The organism is Enterobacter cloacae complex sp. 2024EL-00214 (assembly GCF_043945575.1).
Classification (GTDB): Bacteria; Pseudomonadota; Gammaproteobacteria; order Enterobacterales; family Enterobacteriaceae; genus Enterobacter; species Enterobacter cloacae_P.
In genome coordinates this window covers 171,728-192,361 of the sequence record NZ_JBIMRC010000001.1, presented here as the reverse complement: position 1 = coordinate 192,361, position 20,634 = coordinate 171,728, and the positions used below count along the sequence as shown (strand labels likewise).

The 20,634-nt window shown below is 53.6% G+C and carries 16 protein-coding genes; 10 read left to right on the top strand and 6 right to left on the bottom strand.

Translation table 11 applies throughout. The annotated features are described in order from the left end of the window. The first annotated feature begins 13 nt into the window (after positions 1 to 13). From ACHHZ6_RS00885 to comJ, 8 genes are all read left to right on the top strand, one after another. Positions 14 to 1,972: a type VI secretion system Vgr family protein gene (locus ACHHZ6_RS00885; RefSeq protein WP_395121559.1), complete on the top strand. Its 1,959-nt coding sequence runs from the start codon at positions 14 to 16 to the stop codon at positions 1,970 to 1,972. A 23-nt stretch (positions 1,973 to 1,995) separates the two neighbouring features. Further along, positions 1,996 to 3,063, top strand: a complete 1,068-nt coding sequence (locus tag ACHHZ6_RS00880) for a PAAR domain-containing protein (protein ID WP_395121557.1) — start codon at positions 1,996 to 1,998, stop codon at positions 3,061 to 3,063. Positions 3,064 to 3,087: 24 nt separating this feature from the next. Continuing rightward, a complete protein-coding gene (locus ACHHZ6_RS00875; protein ID WP_182919924.1) occupies positions 3,088 to 3,534 on the top strand; it encodes a hypothetical protein in 447 nt (148 codons plus the stop codon). Between the two features lie 14 nt (positions 3,535 to 3,548). Further along, positions 3,549 to 4,622, top strand: a complete 1,074-nt coding sequence (locus tag ACHHZ6_RS00870) for a hypothetical protein (protein WP_395121555.1) — start codon at positions 3,549 to 3,551, stop codon at positions 4,620 to 4,622. A gap of 485 nt (positions 4,623 to 5,107) precedes the next feature. After that, entirely contained in the window at positions 5,108 to 7,033 is a 1,926-nt protein-coding gene (locus tag ACHHZ6_RS00865; RefSeq protein WP_182919922.1) for a type VI secretion system Vgr family protein, read from the top strand. Between the two features lie 206 nt (positions 7,034 to 7,239). Continuing rightward, a complete protein-coding gene (locus ACHHZ6_RS00860) occupies positions 7,240 to 7,680 on the top strand; it encodes a DcrB-related protein (RefSeq protein ID WP_182271722.1) in 441 nt (146 codons plus the stop codon). A 3-nt stretch (positions 7,681 to 7,683) separates the two neighbouring features. After that, positions 7,684 to 12,027, top strand: coding sequence for an RHS repeat-associated core domain-containing protein (locus ACHHZ6_RS00855; protein WP_395121552.1), 4,344 nt, complete (start codon positions 7,684 to 7,686; stop codon positions 12,025 to 12,027). Further along, on the top strand, positions 12,027 to 12,509 hold the full coding sequence (gene comJ, locus ACHHZ6_RS00850) for a competence protein ComJ (RefSeq protein WP_395121551.1): 483 nt from the start codon (positions 12,027 to 12,029) through the stop codon (positions 12,507 to 12,509). The genes ACHHZ6_RS00855 and comJ overlap by 1 nt, the downstream gene beginning before the upstream one ends. A gap of 131 nt (positions 12,510 to 12,640) precedes the next feature. Here comJ and ychF read toward each other — a convergent pair whose 3' ends face one another. Beyond that, positions 12,641 to 13,735 (bottom strand): redox-regulated ATPase YchF, encoded by a 1,095-nt coding sequence (gene ychF / locus ACHHZ6_RS00845; protein WP_182271720.1) that lies wholly within the window; start codon positions 13,733 to 13,735, stop codon positions 12,641 to 12,643. A gap of 126 nt (positions 13,736 to 13,861) precedes the next feature. Beyond that, positions 13,862 to 14,446 (bottom strand): aminoacyl-tRNA hydrolase, encoded by a 585-nt coding sequence (gene pth / locus ACHHZ6_RS00840; protein WP_182271719.1) that lies wholly within the window; start codon positions 14,444 to 14,446, stop codon positions 13,862 to 13,864. Between the two features lie 274 nt (positions 14,447 to 14,720). On the opposite strand from pth, the gene ychH reads away from it, so the two are divergent. Beyond that, the gene (ychH, locus tag ACHHZ6_RS00835; RefSeq protein ID WP_182271718.1) at positions 14,721 to 14,996 is read left to right on the top strand and encodes a stress-induced protein YchH; all 276 of its coding nucleotides are present in this window, start codon (positions 14,721 to 14,723) and stop codon (positions 14,994 to 14,996) included. Positions 14,997 to 15,119: 123 nt separating this feature from the next. Continuing rightward, the gene (locus tag ACHHZ6_RS00830; RefSeq protein WP_395121548.1) at positions 15,120 to 16,178 is read left to right on the top strand and encodes a MerR family transcriptional regulator; all 1,059 of its coding nucleotides are present in this window, start codon (positions 15,120 to 15,122) and stop codon (positions 16,176 to 16,178) included. Here the strand turns inward: ACHHZ6_RS00830 and dauA are convergent. From dauA to lolB, 4 genes are all read right to left on the bottom strand, one after another. Further along, on the bottom strand, positions 16,164 to 17,843 hold the full coding sequence (dauA, locus tag ACHHZ6_RS00825) for a C4-dicarboxylic acid transporter DauA (protein WP_395121546.1): 1,680 nt from the start codon (positions 17,841 to 17,843) through the stop codon (positions 16,164 to 16,166). The two genes, ACHHZ6_RS00830 and dauA, sit on opposite strands and share 15 nt — an antisense overlap. Positions 17,844 to 17,967: 124 nt before the next feature. Then, entirely contained in the window at positions 17,968 to 18,915 is a 948-nt protein-coding gene (gene prs / locus ACHHZ6_RS00820) for a ribose-phosphate diphosphokinase (RefSeq protein ID WP_003856663.1), read from the bottom strand. Between the two features lie 125 nt (positions 18,916 to 19,040). Beyond that, positions 19,041 to 19,910 (bottom strand): 4-(cytidine 5'-diphospho)-2-C-methyl-D-erythritol kinase, encoded by an 870-nt coding sequence (gene ispE, locus ACHHZ6_RS00815; protein ID WP_182271715.1) that lies wholly within the window; start codon positions 19,908 to 19,910, stop codon positions 19,041 to 19,043. Continuing rightward, a complete protein-coding gene (gene lolB / locus ACHHZ6_RS00810; protein ID WP_182271714.1) occupies positions 19,907 to 20,518 on the bottom strand; it encodes a lipoprotein insertase outer membrane protein LolB in 612 nt (203 codons plus the stop codon). The genes ispE and lolB overlap by 4 nt, the downstream gene beginning before the upstream one ends. Positions 20,519 to 20,634 lie beyond the last annotated feature (116 nt).

Genomic DNA, 20,634 nt, shown 5'->3' with positions numbered 1-20,634 from the left:
TGGATTAACGATTATGCTCAACCGAATTACCGTCCAGCTCCCGGTCGAGGGGCTACTTTTCTGGAAACTCTCCGGCCGCGAGGCGATGTCCGAGTCGTTCGCCCTGACGCTGACGCTACTTGGCACGGATGCGCGCATTGACCGCAGCAAACTGCTGGGTCAGCCAGTCACGGTAACCATCCCGACGCAAAACCTGCTCACCTCCCGCTATATTAACGGGAAGATCACGCGCGTGGCCGTCAGCGCTATTGAGCTGACCGGAACCCGTTACGCGGTGTATCAGCTGACGGTGGAGCCGGATCTGTGGCCGATGAAGCGCGACCGTAACCTGCGTATCTTCCAGGGGCAGACGGTGCCGCAGATTGTGAAAACCCTGCTGGGTGAGCATCAGGTCAACATGGAAGACAAGCTCACCGGCAGCTACCGGGTGTGGGACTACTGCGTGCAGTATCAGGAGTCGAGCCTGGACTTTATCAGCCGTCTGATGGAGCTGGAAGGGATTGCCTGGCACTTCAGCCATGAAGCCGACAAACACACCCTGGTCCTGACCGATGCCGCCACGCAGCATCAGCCGTTCAGCGGCTACGAGGTGATCCCTTATCACCAGACGCCGTCAGGCGGCAGTACCGACGAAGAAGGTATCGGCCAGTGGGCGCTGGAGGACAGCGTCACACCGGGGATTTACAGCCTTGATGACTATGACTTCCGCAAGCCAAACGCGTGGCTGTTCCAGGCGCAGCAGAACCCGGCGTCGCCGAAACCGGGCAGTATTGATGTGTACGACTGGCCGGGGCGCTTTGTTGAGCAGGGACATGCGGAGTTCTACGCCCGTATCCGCCAGGAGCGCTGGCAGGTTGAGCATCAGCAAATTCAGGCCACGGCGACGGCGGCGGGGATTGCGCCAGGGCATACATTCACATTAACCAACGCGCCGTTCTTCAGCGACAACGGCGAGTATCTTGTAACTGCCGCGGGTTATCACTTCGAGGAAAACCGCTACGCGAGCGGCGAGGGTGAAAGCATTCACCGTACCGATTTCACGGTCATTCCGTCGGCAGTGGTATACCGTCCGGCACAGTCCACGGCATGGCCACGCACCTACGGCCCACAGACCGCGAAAGTCGTCGGGCCGCAGGGGGAAAGCATCTGGACGGACAAATATGGCCGCGTGAAGGTGAAATTTCACTGGGACCGCCTGGCGAAGGGCGATGATACCAGTTCCTGTTGGGTACGTGTTTCCAGCGCCTGGGCGGGCCAGGGTTATGGTGGTGTGCAGATCCCGCGTGTCGGCGATGAAGTGGTCGTGGACTTTATCAACGGCGACCCGGATAGACCAATCATCACAGGCCGCGTGTACAACGAAGCAAGCATGCCGCCGTGGGCGCTGCCTGCTGCGGCCACGCAGATGGGCTTCTTTAGCCGCAGCAAGGATGGGCATAAAGATAATGCCAATGCTCTACGTTTTGAGGATAAGGCTGGGCAAGAGCAAATCTGGATCCATGCTGAAAAAAATATGGATACCGAGATTGAGCACAGCGAGACACATGACGTCGGGGTCGATCGTAAAAAAACCATCGGTCAGGATGAACACGTGATGGTTAAGCGCAACCGCCACGTTAATGTGGGGGGAAATTCAACCAGCAATACGGGTAACCAGCACAAAATCAATGTGGGTAAAAACCAGACTGTATTGACTATGGATAAAGAGGGAAATGCTCTTCTGGAAGCGACAACCTCCATTAAGTTGAAGGTGAATGATAACTATATTCTTATCACACCATCGACCATCGAAATTATCGTTTCCGAAGGTATACTGAAGGCGGAAAGTATTACTGAAGCGTCATTCAAAGGGACAGAGATGACGAAACTAGGGGGGGGAATAAATGCCGAGCTGAAAGCTAACGATACGATCAATATCAGCGGCACTAATCTGACGGATGTTAAAGGCGCTGTCGTTAAAATTAACAGCTAATTTTCAGTGGAAGGATAGTAATAATGGGACAGCCTGCCGCCAGAGCGACCATAGATACCAGTGCACATACGGGGCCAATACAGTCAGGAAGTCCCGACGTAATCATCGGCGGTTTTCCAGCTGCCCGAAAGGGCGATACGTTATCTTGTTCAAGCCACGGAAGTGGCGTCATTGTTGGTGGCTCCAGCACGGTCTTCGTTAACGGTATGCCTCTCGTACGTAAAGGAGACAAGACGCAGTGTAATGCCAGCGGCTCGCCTGCACCTGCCGCACAGAAAACAGCTGCACCACAGTACTGGGGCGGCACGCTGGCGAAAGATGCCGGTGAAGATGGAATGATGCACGGTGATCATTATGATGCTCGCGTTCTGGGTGCCTATGCCAGCCTGGAGGATAAGAACCTCAACGGTGATGTTGATACCGCTTCGGCTGGCTTTGCGTTCTCAGATATTACCGTCGGCAATATGAAAAGTAAGGATTTAATGCGTGCGGAGATGCGTAATAAGCTCGCCGTCGCCAACGCTACTGGTTCTGTGTATGGTGGTGGTAATAATATTTATGGCCTGAATGCTAATGCTACTGCGACAGGTGTGCAGTACGGCGGCTCTGCCGCCGCTGGTAAGGAAGGGACACTGTATGGCGGTATTGCAGGGGATGTCACCATCGGCACGGCTGAAGCCAAAGCCGTGGGTGAAGTGTATACCGGCAACAATGGGCGATACGGATTCACGGCTGATGCTGGCGCGGAAGCGAAAGGGATAAAAGGCGAAGCATCTGGTAATCTTGACATCCTGGGTATCGTTTCCGGGGAAGCAAAAATTGACGGTAGCTTAGGGTCTGCAGGTGGTTCTATCGGCGGAAGTGCTTTCTGGGATACGACTGACTATTCAGCCAATGTAAGGTTGACGGGAGGTGCTGCGGCGCTAGTGGGTTTGAAAGGCGATGCGAGTTTAAAAGTGGCGTTCAAACCTATCCTGGATTTCTTTGACTATTTATATGGTGATGATGAGCAAACTTCATCTTCTGCTCCGGTAGATAGTGGGGATGGTGCAATTATTACCGGGTGTGTTACTGTTTTGATTGGTGATTAAAGGTTGCATGGGGATGAGTACGTAATGAAATGGATTGGTTTTACGCTATTTGTAATTATCACGCTGATTTATATCTGGAATGGGAAAGATCTGTACACAAAAAAAGAGTGGCGTGGTTTAGGATTGAAGTTTATCTCAGTGCTAATCGGCTCGTTTGTGTTGGTTTTCATTCTTGTTGGGGTGTCAAAATTCATACCATTAATTACTAAGGAAACAGCGCGAGCGTTAACTGTCCTTATACCTGCTTCGTTCATTACGATATTATTTTCAAAGTTTTTCGTCGTTATGCTAAGTGCCATCTTCGATATCATTATACGTTTTCATGAGCGTTATAATACTGCTGCGAACTACACAAGATTATCATCACTGTTCAACAAATATGGGCCAAAACTGCGTATGCTGGTAAAATGTCTGGCATCGTTTGGCTGTATCCTTATGTTCTACGGTATTTGGTTTGGCAGTACAGTCTGAGTTGAAGAGGTTTTATGAACACCGACAATAATTATGTTTTTCCAGTAGCGTCAACCAAAAGTAACGAAGACATTGAGGCGAACTACTGGAAGTGCCTGTACACCTCAACTGATAAAAAAATGCTTCAGTACTGGGTGGTTTTGCCAAAGCGCGTCAAACCTGCTGATCTGACTCCTCGACATATTGCCGAAGTTGGTTTGACTAATCTTGGACGCTACCTAACGAGCGATGCGCAGCCCTATATGGAAGTATGGGCCGCTTATGAACGCTGTCAGTGGGAGATGAATCCTGCGGATTGGTTGTTTAACAAGCTGGATTTGATGGGCGAGAAAGTGCTGAACCAGCGCTTAATTGCACATCCTTCCGGTAGTGGCCTGTTTGCAGATGTATTGACCCTCAAAACGCACTCTTCCGGCGATGAGGTGATTTCACGCTATACCGTACAGAAGGATTACAATCCGGAAGAGGGCGGCGGAAACTATTTCCTGATTAAAGCGGCCTGTGCGGCGCGTGATTATCCGGCACTGGCGAACGATATTCACTTTACGGTGGTGAACTGGGATTTACTGCATCGTAGCAATCTGGCTCTGGCCGAACTACTGAAGACTGTGAACCTCAGCGCTAAAAACAGCAGCAGCTTTAAAGTGCCGGAATCCTGGCAGGTGAAGCCCCTGACAGAAACGCGCCTGGTGGTCGAGCATACGTTTGATGGTATTAACTACGGTGTTATTAATCTTTGCTTTTACTCGCAGGAGATGCTGTTTACCGCGCAGGATGTTTTTAGCGTCTCAACAAAACGATTTCACGATCATGAACCTGCCGTCACGCTGGCTACTGAAGCCCTGAGCACTGTTCCCAACGAATTTAATCCCTCCTTAGGTGAAACACTTTCTACCTGCCGGGGTGAAATTGTTAGCACTGAGGAAAAAATGCGCGCCATATACCAGTGTTATATTTTCGGTGTGGGAAACATCTGGTGCTATGCAGAACTGGTGGGCAAACACTGTAATCATCGTGATTATCACTTCGAGGCCAATAAACGCTGCCTCGAAATTATCCTTTCAACATTTCATGTTGAAAGAGCCTGAGTCATTAACTGGCATTTAAAAAATCACGTGGGAGCGTGGGGTTTTATTTCGATGCCAGTCGTTGAACTCGATAGTAAATAGTACATTTGCCACAGGACTTTTTTACTTGTGGCTCTTTATCAGATTAGCATCTTCTCTCCTCTTCCGCACAACACTCACTACGCCTGAGCTCAATAGTTTGTAATATATTATTAGCAATAAACTATTACGGGAAAAGACTATATTTTGCTGAACGGATAGACAACTTCTTTTTCCACTAACGTAAGGAAACGGGAGAGACTGCGGTGCTGGTGGGTTGAAGGGGGCTATGGGATACTCAGTCACGGAATGATAAGTTTTTACTAATGATGTTGCATTATGGGTGTTGAAAAATACATTCTTTCCTCATCTGGTTAAAAGGTCAGGAAAAAGAGAGTCGGATAATTTTTGGAAATGTCTCTACACTGTCCCTGAAAAAGAGATGTTGCATTTACGGAATAAAAATTATGCTCAACCGAATTACCGTCCAGCTCCCGGTCGAGGGGCTACTTTTCTGGAAACTCTCCGGCCGCGAGGCGATGTCCGAGTCGTTCGCCCTGACGCTGACGCTACTTGGCACGGATGCGCGCATTGACCGCAGCAAACTGCTGGGTCAGCCGGTCACGGTAACCATCCCGACGCAAAACCTGCTCACCTCCCGCTATATCAACGGGAAGATCACGCGCGTGGCCGTCAGCGCTATTGAGCTGACCGGAACCCGTTACGCGGTGTATCAGCTGACGGTGGAGCCGGATCTGTGGCCGATGAAGCGCGACCGTAACCTGCGTATCTTCCAGGGGCAGACGGTGCCGCAGATTGTGAAAACCCTGCTGGGTGAGCATCAGGTCAACATGGAAGACAAGCTCACCGGCAGCTACCGGGTGTGGGACTACTGCGTGCAGTATCAGGAGTCGAGCCTGGACTTTATCAGCCGTCTGATGGAGCTGGAAGGGATTGCCTGGCACTTCAGCCATGAAGCCGACAAACACACCCTGGTCCTGACCGATGCCGCCACGCAGCATCAGCCGTTCAGCGGCTACGAGGTGATCCCTTATCACCAGACGCCGTCAGGCGGCAGTACCGACGAAGAAGGTATCGGCCAGTGGGCGCTGGAGGACAGCGTCACGCCGGGGATTTACAGCCTTGATGACTATGACTTCCGCAAGCCAAACGCGTGGCTGTTCCAGGCGCAGCAGAACCCGGCGTCGCCGAAACCGGGCAGTATTGATGTGTACGACTGGCCGGGGCGCTTTGTTGAGCAGGGACATGCGGAGTTCTACGCCCGTATCCGCCAGGAGCGCTGGCAGGTTGAGCATCAGCAAATTCAGGCCACGGCGACGGCGGCGGGGATTGCACCAGGGCATACATTCACATTAACCAACGCGCCGTTCTTCAGCGACAACGGCGATTACCTGATCACGGCGGCCGGGTATCACTTCGAAGAGAACCGCTATGCGAGCGGCGAGGGTGAAACTATTCACCGTACCGACTTCAGCGTTATCCCGTCGTCTGTATCGTTCCGTCCGGCACAGTCCACGGCATGGCCACGCACCTACGGCCCACAGACCGCGAAAGTCGTCGGGCCGCAGGGGGAAAGCATCTGGACGGACAAATATGGCCGCGTGAAGGTGAAATTTCACTGGGACCGTCTGGCGAAGGGCGATGATACCAGTTCCTGTTGGGTACGTGTTTCCAGCGCCTGGGCGGGCCAGGGTTATGGTGGTGTGCAGATCCCGCGTGTCGGCGATGAAGTGGTCGTGGACTTTATCAACGGCGACCCGGATAGACCAATCATCACAGGCCGCGTGTACAACGAAGCAAGCATGCCGCCGTGGGCGCTGCCTGCAGCGGCCACACAGATGGGCTTTATGAGCCGCACGAAAGATGGTTCTGTCGACAACGCCAACGCCCTGCGTTTTGAGGACAAGGCGGGCGCGGAGCAGGTGTGGATCCAGGCTGAACGCAATATGGATACCAGCGTTAAAAATGATGAAACGCACAGCGTCGGCGGCGAGCGCAGTCATTATGTGAAGAAAAATGAGCTGCACCGCGTGGAAGCAAATCAGATCCAGGCCGTGAAAGGCGGTACTGAGATCCTCACCGGCAAAGGCAAGCTGGATGCGGCGGTCGAACAATATGTGCTTGCCTCTGGCACGAAACTGCGGCTGGTCTCGGGGGAAAGCGCGATTGAACTTAATGCTAACGGCAAAATTAACCTGATTGGAAAAGAGTTTAACTTCTTTGTTGAGGGGGATGGTCATATCACCACGGGCGGCAAGCTACACCTGAATACCTCTGGCACCCAGCCCGGCACGACGGCACCGGGAGCGGGGCATAAAGGAGATATTGATGCGGCGGTGCAGGCGAAATTCTCATCGGGAGAGGGTGAATAGCCCGATGAATTTATCCTGCGTACGCAAAAGTGATAGCAGTACGATCCCCTTAAAGGGAAAACGTTGCACGGCCCCACAGGTAAAATAATTGGCTCAGCGTATAGAACAGTCCGGTCAGTGGTCTAAATAAACATTTCGCCAGCTAAAAGGCCAGCATGGATTGGCCTCTTTTGTTTCTCACAATATTAATCATCCCGAGTTCACTTATGAAATACACCCTCCAGGAAGGTTCCTTTTCCCTGTTCCCTGCTGCCTGGCAGGATAACAGCATGAACATTATTCGTGATGACGAAAGCGGCTTATCCGTCGTCGTCAGTCGCGGTGCTATCCCGGATGGCAGCGACTATGAGAAAGAGTTTCACCGCCAGTGGGATTTATTGCGACCTCAGATGGGCGAAATTACCCAAAGCGAATTCCACCGCGTAAATGCAGGGCCGAAAAGCAACATTGACGGCATAGAAGTGGAGACCGCCTTCGACCGTAACGGCCAGCGCCTGTGGCAAAAACAACTTGCCGTACAAACGCCAGGCAAACCGGTATTAATGATATTTACCCTCTCTGCGCTACGGGCATTTACCGAAGAAGACGGGGTGCGCTGGAGCGCGCTTAAGCAAAGTTTGACGCTAAACGACAACCGGAATGTGTAAGGCATGAGCGATAACAACGCGGCCCGTCAGGGCGACGAGATTATTCACTCCAGCATTTTTGCGGATATCACCAGCATTGTGGCAGAAGGTGCCGCCTATGCGGTGATCGGTGCGGCCGTTGGTGCAGCGGCCACCGTGGCCGCGCCGTTGCTGGGGGCAGGAGCCGCTGCTGCAGGCGTTGCGGCGATTGGATCCAGCTGTCTGTTGAGTGGGATTATCGGTGGCGTGCTGGCAAATGTGGCGGGAATAACGGATGACATCAGCAACGCGGCTGAAGGTTTAGGCAATGCGCTTTTCCCTCCATCACCCGCGGGTAAAATTACCTCGGGGTCCGATAACGTGCTGACCAACACGCTTCCTGCCGCGCGTGCGGCCGGGATGCTGACGCCTGCCGATACCCCGTCACCTGAGCCGCAGTCTCCAGGCAGTTTTGCCGATTACGCGGGCATGTTGCTCTCCGCCGCCGGGCAGTTTGGTAGCGAAATGTGGCAGCCGAGCGTAGCCTCTGCGGCATCGGGTACTTCACCGCTGGAGCAGGATAAGGTGGCGTGCGAAAAGCACTCCGGACCGCAATATCTGGCGGAAGGTTCTAAGAGCGTCTTTATTAACGGCCAGCCTGCAGTGCGTGCGAAAGACCGTACCACCTGTGAAGCAACCGTTTCTGACGATGTTTCCCCGAATGTGATCATCGGTGGTGAGACGCTGACGGTTCGCGATATCAAAAGCGGTAAGACGCCTGGTCTTGCGCTGGGGATGATTGCACTCTCTTTGCTGCGTGGGCGACCAGGCAAAATATTAAAGAATATGCCCTGTGCGCTGGCTGCCGCGGGGGGCGGCATGTTGGCCGATATGGCCGTCAATGCTGTATTTGGTTCCTCGCACCCGGTGCATGCCGCGACCGGCGTGAAGGTGCTGAATGATGACGATGAACTCGATTTCTCACTGCCGGGGCGCTTCCCACTTCGCTGGCAGCGCAGCTATAACAGCCTGACCACGCGTGAAGGGCTGTTTGGTTTAGGCTGGGCGACCACCTTTGATAGTTATCTCGCCCTGGAAGAGAACAACGCGACCTGGTTCGATGAAACCGGACGCGAACTGAGCTTTGAGCTGCCGCCAGTCGATCGCGCGTTTTACAGTATCAGCGAAGGTATCATTATCCGCCGTAACGACAGCGGCGATGTAGCGATTGCCGATGACGACGGTGCGGTGTGGCGTCTGTACAAACCTACTCGTGCTAACCCTTCCGTGCTGCGTCTGGCTTCCCTCAGCGATGAGTATGGCAACGCACTGCTGACGGAGTGGGACGAATACGGCAGGCTGGTCAATCTTCACGACGAACCGAGGACGATAGACCTGACGCTGCGCTATGAAAATGAACGCTTCCCGCAGCGTGTGACGTCAGCCAGCCAATTTGACGGCAGCCGCAGTTGGCCATTAATGCAGTGGCGCTATGATGCGCGCGGTCAACTGGCGAGCGCGACAGATGCCTCTGGCGTGATAACCCGCGAGTATCGCTATAACGACAAGGGGTTGATGGTCTGGCATCGTTTACCGGGTGGGCTGGAAAGCGAATATCGCTGGCAAAAATTTGATCACTGGCGGGTGGTGGAAAACCGTACCAGCACGGGCGATGGTTGCCGCTTTACTTACGATTTAGACGCCGGGCTGACGACAGTCGAACACTACGATGGCCAGACGCGACTGCACTACTGGAATGTGCAGAGTCTGATCGTCTGCTACGTTGATGAACGCGGTGAAAACTGGCGCTACGAGTGGGACGAAAATGAGCTCCTCACGCGCCGCATCGATCCGCTCGGGAATGCCGTCACGTTCGTCTATGACGAGATGGGTAATCGGGTACAGGAGATCGACGCCGAAGGCAATGCCCGTACGACAACCTGGCTGGAGCATCGCGCGTTGCCTGCGGCCATCATTGAAGCGGATGGCAGCGCCACCCGTTTCTGGTATGACGAACATCACGGCTTAAAGCGCGTGGTCGACCCGCTGGGGCAGACCACGCAGTTGCGCCGGGATGAGTTTGGTCAGGTCGTTGAGGAGGTTGATGCTGCCGGAAACAGTCGTTATCAGGAATACAATGAGGCAGGACAGGTTGTACGCGCGACAGACTGTTCAGGACGCATCACCCGCTACCGCTATCATCCGCTGGGCTGGCTGACGGCTGAAACTGGCGCTGATGGCGAAGAGACGCGTTATCGCTACGACGCTGCCGGGCGTCCGGTACAGCTTGAGCGCCCGGAGGGCTGGTCAGAATCATTGACGTGGAACGAACGCGGCCTCCCGGTTCTGCACCAGGGGGCCGACGGTAAAGAGAGTGCATTCAGATATGATGCTGCCGGTCGGTTAACCGCCACACGCAATACGCAGGGTGAAGAAGTTCGCCGCCGCTGGGACAGCCGCGGGCGGCTGGTGGCGCTGGAAAATGAAAACGGTGAAGCGTATCAGTTCCGTTGGGGGGCAGACTCGCTGCTGCTGGAAGAGGTGGGGCTGGATGGCGTGGCTTCGCAGTATCGCTATGATGCCTGCGGACGCACGGTAGCACGTACCTTCGCTGCCGATCATCCGCAGGCCATCACCCACGCCTTCGCCTGGAGCGCAAGCGGCCAGCTTGTTGCCCGTACCACGCCGGAAGGACTGACCCGCTATCATTACACATCGTCAGGGCTACTGAGCCGGATCGGGCTGCATCCTGCGCTTTCAGCCAGCGTATGGAGCAATGAAGCAGAGCAGGAGCTGGCGTTCGAGTATGACGCGTTGGGCCGTGTTACGCGCGAACAGGGTGAGTATGGTGAGCTCGCATGGCAGTATGATGCCCTCGGCAACCGCACCTCGGTAACGCTACCCGACGGCCGCGAGCTGAAACAGTTTTACTACGGCAGCGGGCATCTGCTCGGCATTGCCCTCGATAAACTGTCGGTATCCGACTTTACCCGCGATGAACTGCACCGGGAAACCAGCCGAACTCAGGGGCTGCTGACCACCCGCAGCGAATATGACCGACTTGGCCGCCTGCATCGTCGGGATGTCTTTACCGGCAATGCCCAGCGCCCGTCGCCAAGACGCTGGTCGCGGCGCTGGGACTACGACTACCGCAATAACCTGGTGCGTGAAGAGCGTGACGATAACCCCTTCAGCTGGTATCGCTGGCAATACGACAGCGCCGGGCGGTTGCTCGTTCAGGATGGCACGCTTCCCGGGCAGGAACAGTGGCGCTGGGATGCAGCGGGTAACCCGTTAGAAGGCATTGGGGAGAAGATCACCCATAACCGCGTAACGCAGCTGAACGGCATTCGCTGGCGCTACGACATCCACGGCCGCACCGTGGAGAAGGATAACGGCCAGACGCGCTGGCAGTATCGCTATGACGGTGAACATCGCCTGACGGAGGTCATCAGCCAGCCGCGGGACCGCAACAAACCGCAGACCGTGGTCAACTTCCGTTACGATCCGCTTGGCCGACGCATTAGCAAAACGCGACGCCAGATCCTCGGCGGACAACCTACAGGTAAGCCGGTTACAACCCAATTCGTCTGGGAAGGGTTCCGCCTGCTGCAGGAAGTTCACGATGATGTTCCGCTGACCTACGTCTACAGCGATCAGGACAGCTATGATCCGCTGGCGCGTATTGATGGCGTTGATGCGCCGGAGATCTTCTGGTTCCACTGCCAGCCCAACGGCACACCGGAACGGATGACGGATGTCGAAGGACAGGTGCGCTGGGAGGGAGTGAACAGCGCATGGGGCAAGCTGCTGCGGGAAAGTGAGACGCAGCTATCAGGATATTCTCAGAACCTGCGAATGCAGGGGCAATATCTGGATCGAGAAACAGGGCTGCACTACAATCTGTTCCGGTATTATGACCCCGACAGTGGGCGGTTTACGCAGCAGGACCCGATAGGGCTGGCGGGTGGGATAAACTTATATAAATATACTGTTAATCCACTTACCTGGATCGATCCTCTAGGTTTAGCTGGTTGTACTTTAACAAAATCGAAGTCAAAAAATTACGAATATGTTCTGAAATTAAAACGCTCTGAATATCCTGCAACGTTTGGTCACATTTCAGATGCTATTAAATTAGGACACGCAAGAGTTGTGACAATCCAACGTGGCTCTGCTAAAACTAATAGGAAAACGAGTCTAAAAAATATCAAAACTAAGCCAGGTTATGATCGCGATGAATGGCCTATGGCGATGTTTAAAGAAGGCGGTGATGGGGCTAGTGTGAGATATATCGATCCTAGCGATAACCGTGGTGCAGGTTCAAGCATTGGTAATGTTTTATCAGAACTGCCTGATGGAACAAGAATAAAAGTTGAGGTAATATAATGAGTGACAAAAATATACAAACAGTTGACCTGCTGATTTCGCATAGTCAGATATTGTTACGATCCCGAGACTATGATGAAAAATTGAGTCAGTGGGGGCAAGGTAATATTTCTCAAGGCGCTGTTATTCATAAGGATTATGTTATCTTCGATCCGTTGCCAGAGGACGCGTTTGGAGCCAACGTCAATATCAAAGTAGAGAATGTGTTCAAACTAGATGAAAATGCTCAACGCCGCATTGTTGTTCCATTTTTTGTGACCGACAAACATAAGTTGCAAGTCGCTTCTGCAACTGAGAAATTTGATTTAAATTTGGATTTATGCGGTGAAATTTATTCACTTTATTATGAGATTTGCGAAGGAGATGAAATTTATTATAATTTCTCCCTTGTACCGTCAAAAGGTGCTGTTGATGCTAAATTTTTGTTAGACGATCCTTGGGGGGGGGTTAAAGATCATCATCTCAAAGAAGGTGTTTTTTAAATTTAATACTAGCCAAACTAAACTTGCTAATAATTAGTTAGTTTATTTAGAGAGATTGATTTTTTTATTTCTATCCTACTTGCAGAAAAAATCCACGCCAAAGCGTGGATTTTTCATACATGCAAAACAAATCAAACGTTAAACAGGAAGTTCATGATGTCGCCATCTTTAACGACATAATCTTTCCCTTCCGCACGCATCTTGCCTGCTTCTTTCGCGCCTTGTTCACCCTTGTAGGTGATGAAGTCTTCAAACGCGATAGTCTGCGCACGGATGAAGCCTTTCTCGAAGTCGGTGTGGATTTTACCCGCCGCCTGTGGCGCTGTTGCGCCAACAGGGATGGTCCATGCGCGCACTTCTTTTACACCTGCGGTGAAGTAGGTCTGCAGGTTCAGCAGCTCGTAGCCTGCGCGGATCACGCGGTTCAGACCAGGCTCTTCCAGACCCAGCTCGGCCATGAACTCTTCACGGTCAGCGTCGTCCAGCTCTGCGATATCAGATTCAACGGCGGCGCAAACGGCCACAACCACAGAACCTTCAGCCGCAGCGATTTCACGTACTTTGTCCAGGTACGGGTTGTTCTCAAAACCGTCTTCGTTGACGTTGGCGATGTACATGGTTGGCTTCAGGGTCAGGAAGCTCAGGTATTTGATTGCCGCTTTGTCTTCTTCGGTCAGGTTTTTCAGCGCGCGCAGCATGCCTGCGTTTTCCAGCTGCGGCAGACATTTTTCCAGCGCGGCCAGTTCTGCTTTCGCGTCTTTGTCACCACCTTTGGCTTTCTTCTGTACGCGGTGAATAGCGCGTTCACAGGTGTCCAGGTCAGACAGCGCCAGTTCGGTGTTGATTACGTCGATATCGTCAGCCGGATCCACTTTGTTGTTTACGTGGATAATGTTGTCGTTCTCGAAGCAACGCACAACGTGACCGATAGCTTCGGTTTCACGGATGTTGGTCAGGAACTGGTTACCCAGACCTTCCCCTTTGGACGCGCCTTTAACCAGGCCCGCGATATCCACGAATTCCATTGTGGTAGGCAGAATGCGCTGCGGCTTAACGATTTCCGCGAGCTGGTCCAGACGCGGATCGGGCATAGGTACAACACCGGTGTTCGGCTCAATGGTACAGAACGGGAAGTTTGCCGCTTCAATACCTGCTTTGGTGAGCGCGTTGAACAGGGTGGATTTGCCAACGTTTGGCAGACCGACGATACCGCATTTGAATCCCATTTCTAAATCACCTTAATGTCTTGATAATCAATCCGTTAGTGATAACCGATTGAAGAAAAGTAAATAACTACGCCCATTATACACGTAACCCGCAGGCCGCGCGGTAAAAAAGCCGTATTGCGTGGATTATTGCGCTTTGAAGGCATGTAAGCGGTTTGTTGCTTTGGTTAAGCCTTCTTTCAGCCAGATTTCGGTGCAACGTGTCGCTTCGTCTACCGCCTCGTCAATTAATTTCTGTTCAGAAACCGGAGGTTTACCCAGCACAAAACCGACAACTTTGTTTTTATCGCCCGGATGGCCGATTCCTACGCGCAAACGGTGGAAATTAGGGTTATTGCCCAGTTTGCTGATGATGTCTTTCAGACCGTTGTGACCGCCATGACCACCACCCAGCTTGAACTTTGCAACGCCAGGAGGCAGGTCAAGCTCATCGTGGGCAACCAGAATTTCATCCGGGTTGATGCGATAAAACGTCGCCATTGCCGCAACGGCTTTACCGCTCAGGTTCATGAACGTGGTTGGCACCAGCAGACGCACATCGGCACCGGCAAGGTTGATACGTGAGGTATACCCGTAGAATTTCGGTTCTTCACGCAGGGGAGCACGTAACCGTTCGGCCAGCAGGTCAACGTACCAGGCACCGGCATTATGGCGAGTGGCAGCATATTCAGCGCCCGGGTTGGCTAGACCGACAATCAGTTTAATCGTCACGATTCAATTCCTAATGGGTTCCAGATCTGGCGCGTAGTTTACTGTCTGGCGAGCCGCTTGACAAAATTCTGCAACCGGAACGGCAAAATACGAATAATTACTGAGTTGAACCATTAGAATTTCAATCTGTTCAGTTGCTTATTTGTAAACTTTTGTTCCAGCGTTGCCCATTATTGTGATCATTCACGCAACTCATAAAAGCAGTGTTGTCTATACTTTACACACAAGGATCAGGGGCTTTTCCCCTTACAACCCAAAGTTCCGGAGGTGACATATGAAACGCAGAAACGCTTCGTTACTCGGTAACGTGCTGATGGGGTTGGGGCTGTTCGTGATGGTAGCCGGTGTGGGGTATTCTATTTTAAACCAATTGCCGCAGCTTGACCTTCCACAATACTTCGCGCATGGCGCGGTACTGAGCATCTTTGTGGGGGCGGTATTGTGGCTCGCAGGGGCGCGCGTGAGCGGCCATGAGCAGGTCAGTGACAGATACTGGTGGGTGCGCCACTTTGATAAACGTTGCCGCCGTGACCAGCATAAGCACAGCTAGTGCGTTAACATAAAGAACACCGAAACGGCTCCAGATGGAGTCGTTTTTTTTTTGCATGATGGGTTGACCCTCACGTAACGTAAGGCTCCAGAGTTGCATCACTGGCAAAGAAAAGGAGCAGCTATGTTGATTCAGGTAGGGGAACTGGCAAAACGTGCCGGGATCACCGTGCGAACGTTGCATCACTACGAGCAAACAGGGGTATTGCTCCCTTCGGCCAGAAGTGCGGCAGGTTACCGGCTCTATAATCTGGCGGATGTGCAGCGTCTGCTTATGATTCAGGCGCTGGCAAAAGCAGGGCTGGAACTTGCTGAAATCAGGGATTTTCTGGAGCAGGAGTCACTCCCGTTAGCCGGATTGCTCGATGCACAAATCAGCTTGCTGGAAAAGCAGTTGCGCAGCATTGACACGCTACGCGACAGACTTGTTGATTTACGTGCCGGGCTTTCCACCGGTGAGGCTCCCGATCTGGAATCCTGGCTACAGACTCTGGAGTTCATGAATATGTACGATCGCTGGTTTAGTAAAGAGGAATTACAGCAGTTGCCATTTGCTGTGCAAAAAGATGCGCTGGCGGCCATCTGGTCAGGGCTGGTTACGGAGGTGAAAACCCTGCAGGAACTGAGCGTTGAGGTTTCTGACCCGCGAGCGATGGATCTGGCTACGCGCTGGATGGTGCGTCTGGAGCAGGATACGGCAGGCAAGCCGGAATTTCTCACTCGTCTGAACGAGATGCACTGTGCTGAGCCCCAGATGCGGGAACAGACGGGGATCACCGCGGAGATGACCGATTACATTACGCGGGCGTTTGCGGAATCAAAACTCATCATCTGGCAGAACTATCTGTCACCGGAGGAGATGGCCTTTACCCGGGCACACTATTTTGACCGCATGCTGGAGTGGCCGCCGCTGGTGGCGAAACTGCACCAGGCGCAGCGCGAAGATCTGGATCCAACGTCTGATGCAGCGCAACATCTTGCTGAAAACTGGCTGGCATTGTTCCAGTCATATGCGGGAACGAACCCTGAAACACAGCAGAAATTTCGCACCGCCATGCAGCAGGAGCCACATCTGATGAAGGGAACGTGGATGACGCCTGCCGTGCTTGGGTGGCTACAGCAGGCGATAGGCGTGATGATGCAGAGGCGTTTCTCTGCATCAGGCCAATCACAGGTCGGCTAACGCGGCGTCGCGGTTCGGATAAAAGGTCAGGCGGCCAGGGATCGGCTGCACACCCGCGCGTGCCATCGTGCGCAGCGGCTGAAACTCCAGGTTACTCACCCGCAGCTCACAGCCTTCTGGCAGGCGCTTAACAAAGCGCTGGAAGGCATCCAGCCCGCCGGCATCCAGCACCGGTACTGCATCCCACTTCAGCACCACAATGCGTTTACCCGCGATACGGGACTCCAGATCGCTAAACAGACCTTCGGCAGCAGCAAAGAACAGCGGGCCTATCACGCGCAGCACCAGCACATCGTCCGGCACCTCAACGTTAACCGGAGAAAGGCGAGTCATCTTTGCAATGCGGCGCATAAATAGCAGCGATGCCAGCACGATGCCTACGCTGATGGCGATAACCATGTCGAACAGGACGGTCAGCGACATACAGATGAGCATAACGATGATGTCGTCTTTCGGCGCGCGACGCAGAAGATTAACCACCTTATGCGCTTCACTCATGTTCCAGGCGACCATCAGCAGCAAAGCCGCCATTGCGGAGAGCGGGAGCCACGAGAGCAGAGGCGCAAGAATAAGCAGAGCAAGGATCACCAGTACGGAGTGGATCACCGCTGACACAGGGGACGTTGCCCCCGCACGCACGTTTGCCGCAGAACGGGCAATCGCCGCCGTTGCCGTGATGCCACCGAAGAACGGTGCAATGAGGTTACCTAAACCCTGGCCGACCAGTTCGCTGTTCGCTTTATGTTTGGTGCCGGTCATGCCGTCCAGTACCACGGCGCAGAGCAGGGATTCAATCGCCCCCAGCATCGCCATAGAGAACGCGGCAGGAAGCAGGGCACGCAGTGAATCCCAGCTCAACGTAAAGCTGGAGCCGGGCATATCCCACGGCAGAACCAGCTGCGGCAACAGCTGTGGAATGCCGCTGCCCTGTGATCCATCTGCCAGAATATAGTGGAACTGCGAGCCAATGGTGGCCACATGCCCGCCGAGTAAATTAACAATAGCCATCACCGCGCAGCCCAGCAGAAGTGCGGGCAGGTGACCTGGCAGGCGAATGCCTAAACGGGGCCAGACGATAAGCGTCCCCAGCGTAACAATACCGATGGCGGCATCGCCCAGGTTGGCGGTTGGCAGCGCCATAACCAGCGCCCCGACTTTTTGCAGGTAGTGCTCAGGGACGTGGGTTATCTGCAGGCCCAGGAAATCTTTGATTTGCATCGTCCCGATGGTGATACCGATACCGGATGTGAACCCCAGCGTCACGGAAAGGGGGATATATTCAATCAACCGGCCAAAGCGGGCCAGACCGAACAAAATTAAAAAGACGCCGGACATCAGCGTAGCAACCAGCAGGCCTGCCAGACCAAATTGCTGGGATACAGGATAGAGGATCACCACAAAGGCGGCCGTCGGGCCGGACACGCTGAAGCGAGAACCGCCCGTCAGCGCAATCACAATCCCGGCGACGGCCGAGGTATACAGGCCGTACTGCGGCGCAACGCCGCTGCCAATCGCCAGTGCCATCGCCAGCGGGATGGCGATAATACCGACGGTGATCCCGGCAATAAGGTCACGGACAAAACGTGACGAGGTGTATTTCTCTTTCCAGCAAGCGTCGATGAGGGCGCGAAAGGGCAGAACATGTGAGGAAGCTATATTTTTCACAATTATCTATTATCCGTGTGCGCATCATCTGTCATGTGAATGGCAGGTGAAGGAGGCATTAGTCATACAAATAAATACCAGAGACAAAAAAACCCGCCGCAGCGGGTTTTTTGGCCGTGTTCGATCAGTGCTCGAACATTGCAGAGATGGATTCTTCGTTGCTGATACGACGAATCGCTTCGGCCAGCATCCCGGACAGGGTTAACGTACGTACGTTTGGCAGTGCTTTGATCTCATCACTCAGCGGGATGGTATCGCACACTACCACTTCGTCGATAACGGAGTTACGGAGATTATTCACCGCGTTGCCGGAGAAGATCGGGTGAGTCGCGTAAGCGAACACGCGCTTGGCACCACGTTCTTTCAGCGCTTCGGCTGCTTTACACAGCGTACCGCCGGTATCGATCATGTCGTCAACCAGCACGCAGTCGCGGCCAGCCACGTCACCGATGATGTGCATCACCTGAGAAACGTTAGCACGCGGACGGCGTTTGTCGATGATGGCCATGTCGGTATCGTTCAGCAGCTTAGCAATAGCACGTGCACGTACTACGCCGCCGATGTCCGGAGAAACCACAATTGGGTTGTCCAGGTTCAGCTGCAGCATATCTTCCAGCAGGATTGGACTGCCAAATACGTTATCAACCGGAACGTCGAAGAAGCCCTGGATCTGCTCTGCGTGCAGGTCAACGGTCAGAACGCGGTCAACACCGACGCTGGACAGGAAGTCAGCGACAACTTTGGCCGTGATAGGCACACGCGCGGAACGAACGCGACGGTCCTGACGAGCATAGCCAAAGTAAGGGATAACAGCAGTGATACGGCCTGCGGAAGCACGACGCAGCGCATCGACCATAACAACCAATTCCATCAGGTTGTCGTTTGTTGGAGCACAGGTGGACTGGATGATGAAAATATCACCACCGCGTACATTTTCGTTAATTTGTACGCTGACTTCGCCGTCGCTAAAGCGACCTACGGCGGCGTCGCCGAGGGAAGTGTACAGGCGGTTGGCAATACGTTGTGCTAGTTCCGGGGTGGCGTTACCAGCAAAAAGCTTCATATCAGGCACGAGAAGAACCTCAGGCATGCGTCCAGTGGTGGATAACCTTCGCCAAAAACTGTGCGGGCCAGGCGAAAACTATCCAGGCGGTGTATTAATGAGCGCGATGCAACGTCTGGAACAGGGTGACGTTGTCACCGAAACTCAGTCTGCGCCAGAATGGCGTGCTGTAGTGGGGAGGTGTTCATCCCGCGTGCTACAAAACCATGCAGCCAAACCGGCGCTTGCTCAAGCACCTGACGAGCGGCGGATTCGGTGTCAAATTCAGCAAAGACACAGGCCCCTGTACCAGTCAGGCGCGACGGCGCGTATTCTAACAGCCAGGAAAGCACCGCATCAACCTCGCGAAAACGTTTTCTTGCGATATCCTCGCAATCGTTGCTGAATTCACAATTTAATAACGTTTCTATTGACCGCACCGGAGTATTTCGTGGCAGGTCAGGATCTTTGAAGATAACCGGGGTCGGAATGCTGACACCCGGGTGGGCAACCAGATACCATTTTTCCGGCGGTTCAACCGGGGAGAGGATTTCGCCAATCCCTTCCGCGAAAGCGGCATGGCCGCGCACAAACACCGGCACATCAGCACCCAGCGTTAACCCTAAGGCCGCCAGCTCGTCTTTCGACAACCCGCAGCCCCAGAGATGGTTCAGTGCAACCAGCACGGTGGCCGCGTTCGACGAACCACCACCCAGACCACCGCCCATCGGCAGACGCTTCTCAATGCGGATATCCGCGCCGCTCCCCGCAGGTAACCGACCCGTGTCGGCTGCCGCTTTCATCAGCAGTCGCGCGGCGCGAACGATCAGATTGTCTTCGTGCGCGACACCTTCAACGGGCGTCAGCAGGCAAATCTGGCCGTCATCGCGCAGCTCAATGGAGATGGTGTCGCCATAATCGACAAACTGAAATAGCGTCTGCAGGGTGTGGTAACCGTCAGCACGCTGCCCGGTGATGTATAAAAACAGGTTCAGTTTTGCAGGAGAGGGCCAGTGGGTCATCATTTAACGATCCAGTTGTCCATTTTCAGCTTGATGCGCTGGCTGCCCTGCGTCAGCTCCATATTGGATGGCAGCGACGGTTTACTGTTGCTGTCATAGGCGTTGTACACCACTTTCCAGGTTTTGCCGTTCTGGGCGTAGTTCACCTGGCTCAGACGGTACTGATCGTCGAGGGTGTAGTCGGTCGCCTCACCCGGCAGGCCAAGGATCCACTGGCGCAAACTGTTCAGCGGGATTGGCATACCGGTCAGCTTGCCAATCATCTCTTCGGCATCGGTGGCCGTGTAGTGCTGGCCTTTGTTATCGGTTACCTGCGCTTCACCTGGTTTGGCGACAAGCTCCAGCTCGGTGCTGCCCAGCGGGTTTAACAGCAGCAGACGGTAGTTGTCCTGACCTGTTTGCTGCCAGAAGAATCGCGCATACACTTTTTGCTCGTCAGACAGATAAGCAAAGGCACCACGGGTCTGATACTGACTTAAATTGCGCACATCTTGCTGGTGCTGACGCCACTGCGGCGAGTCAGGACTTTTACCTGGACCTTTGGGTGGGGTGATTGAACACGCGGTCAGAACCAGCGCCGCCAGAGGCAGCAGGCGAATCAGTCGGGTCATAATGATGACAAATCCTTGAGATACGTTGCAGTTATAACTGTTAATGCTAGCGTTGAAGGGTGCCACCGTCTACGTTCAAATTATCTCAAAGCGTTGTATAACCTATTACTCCGAAA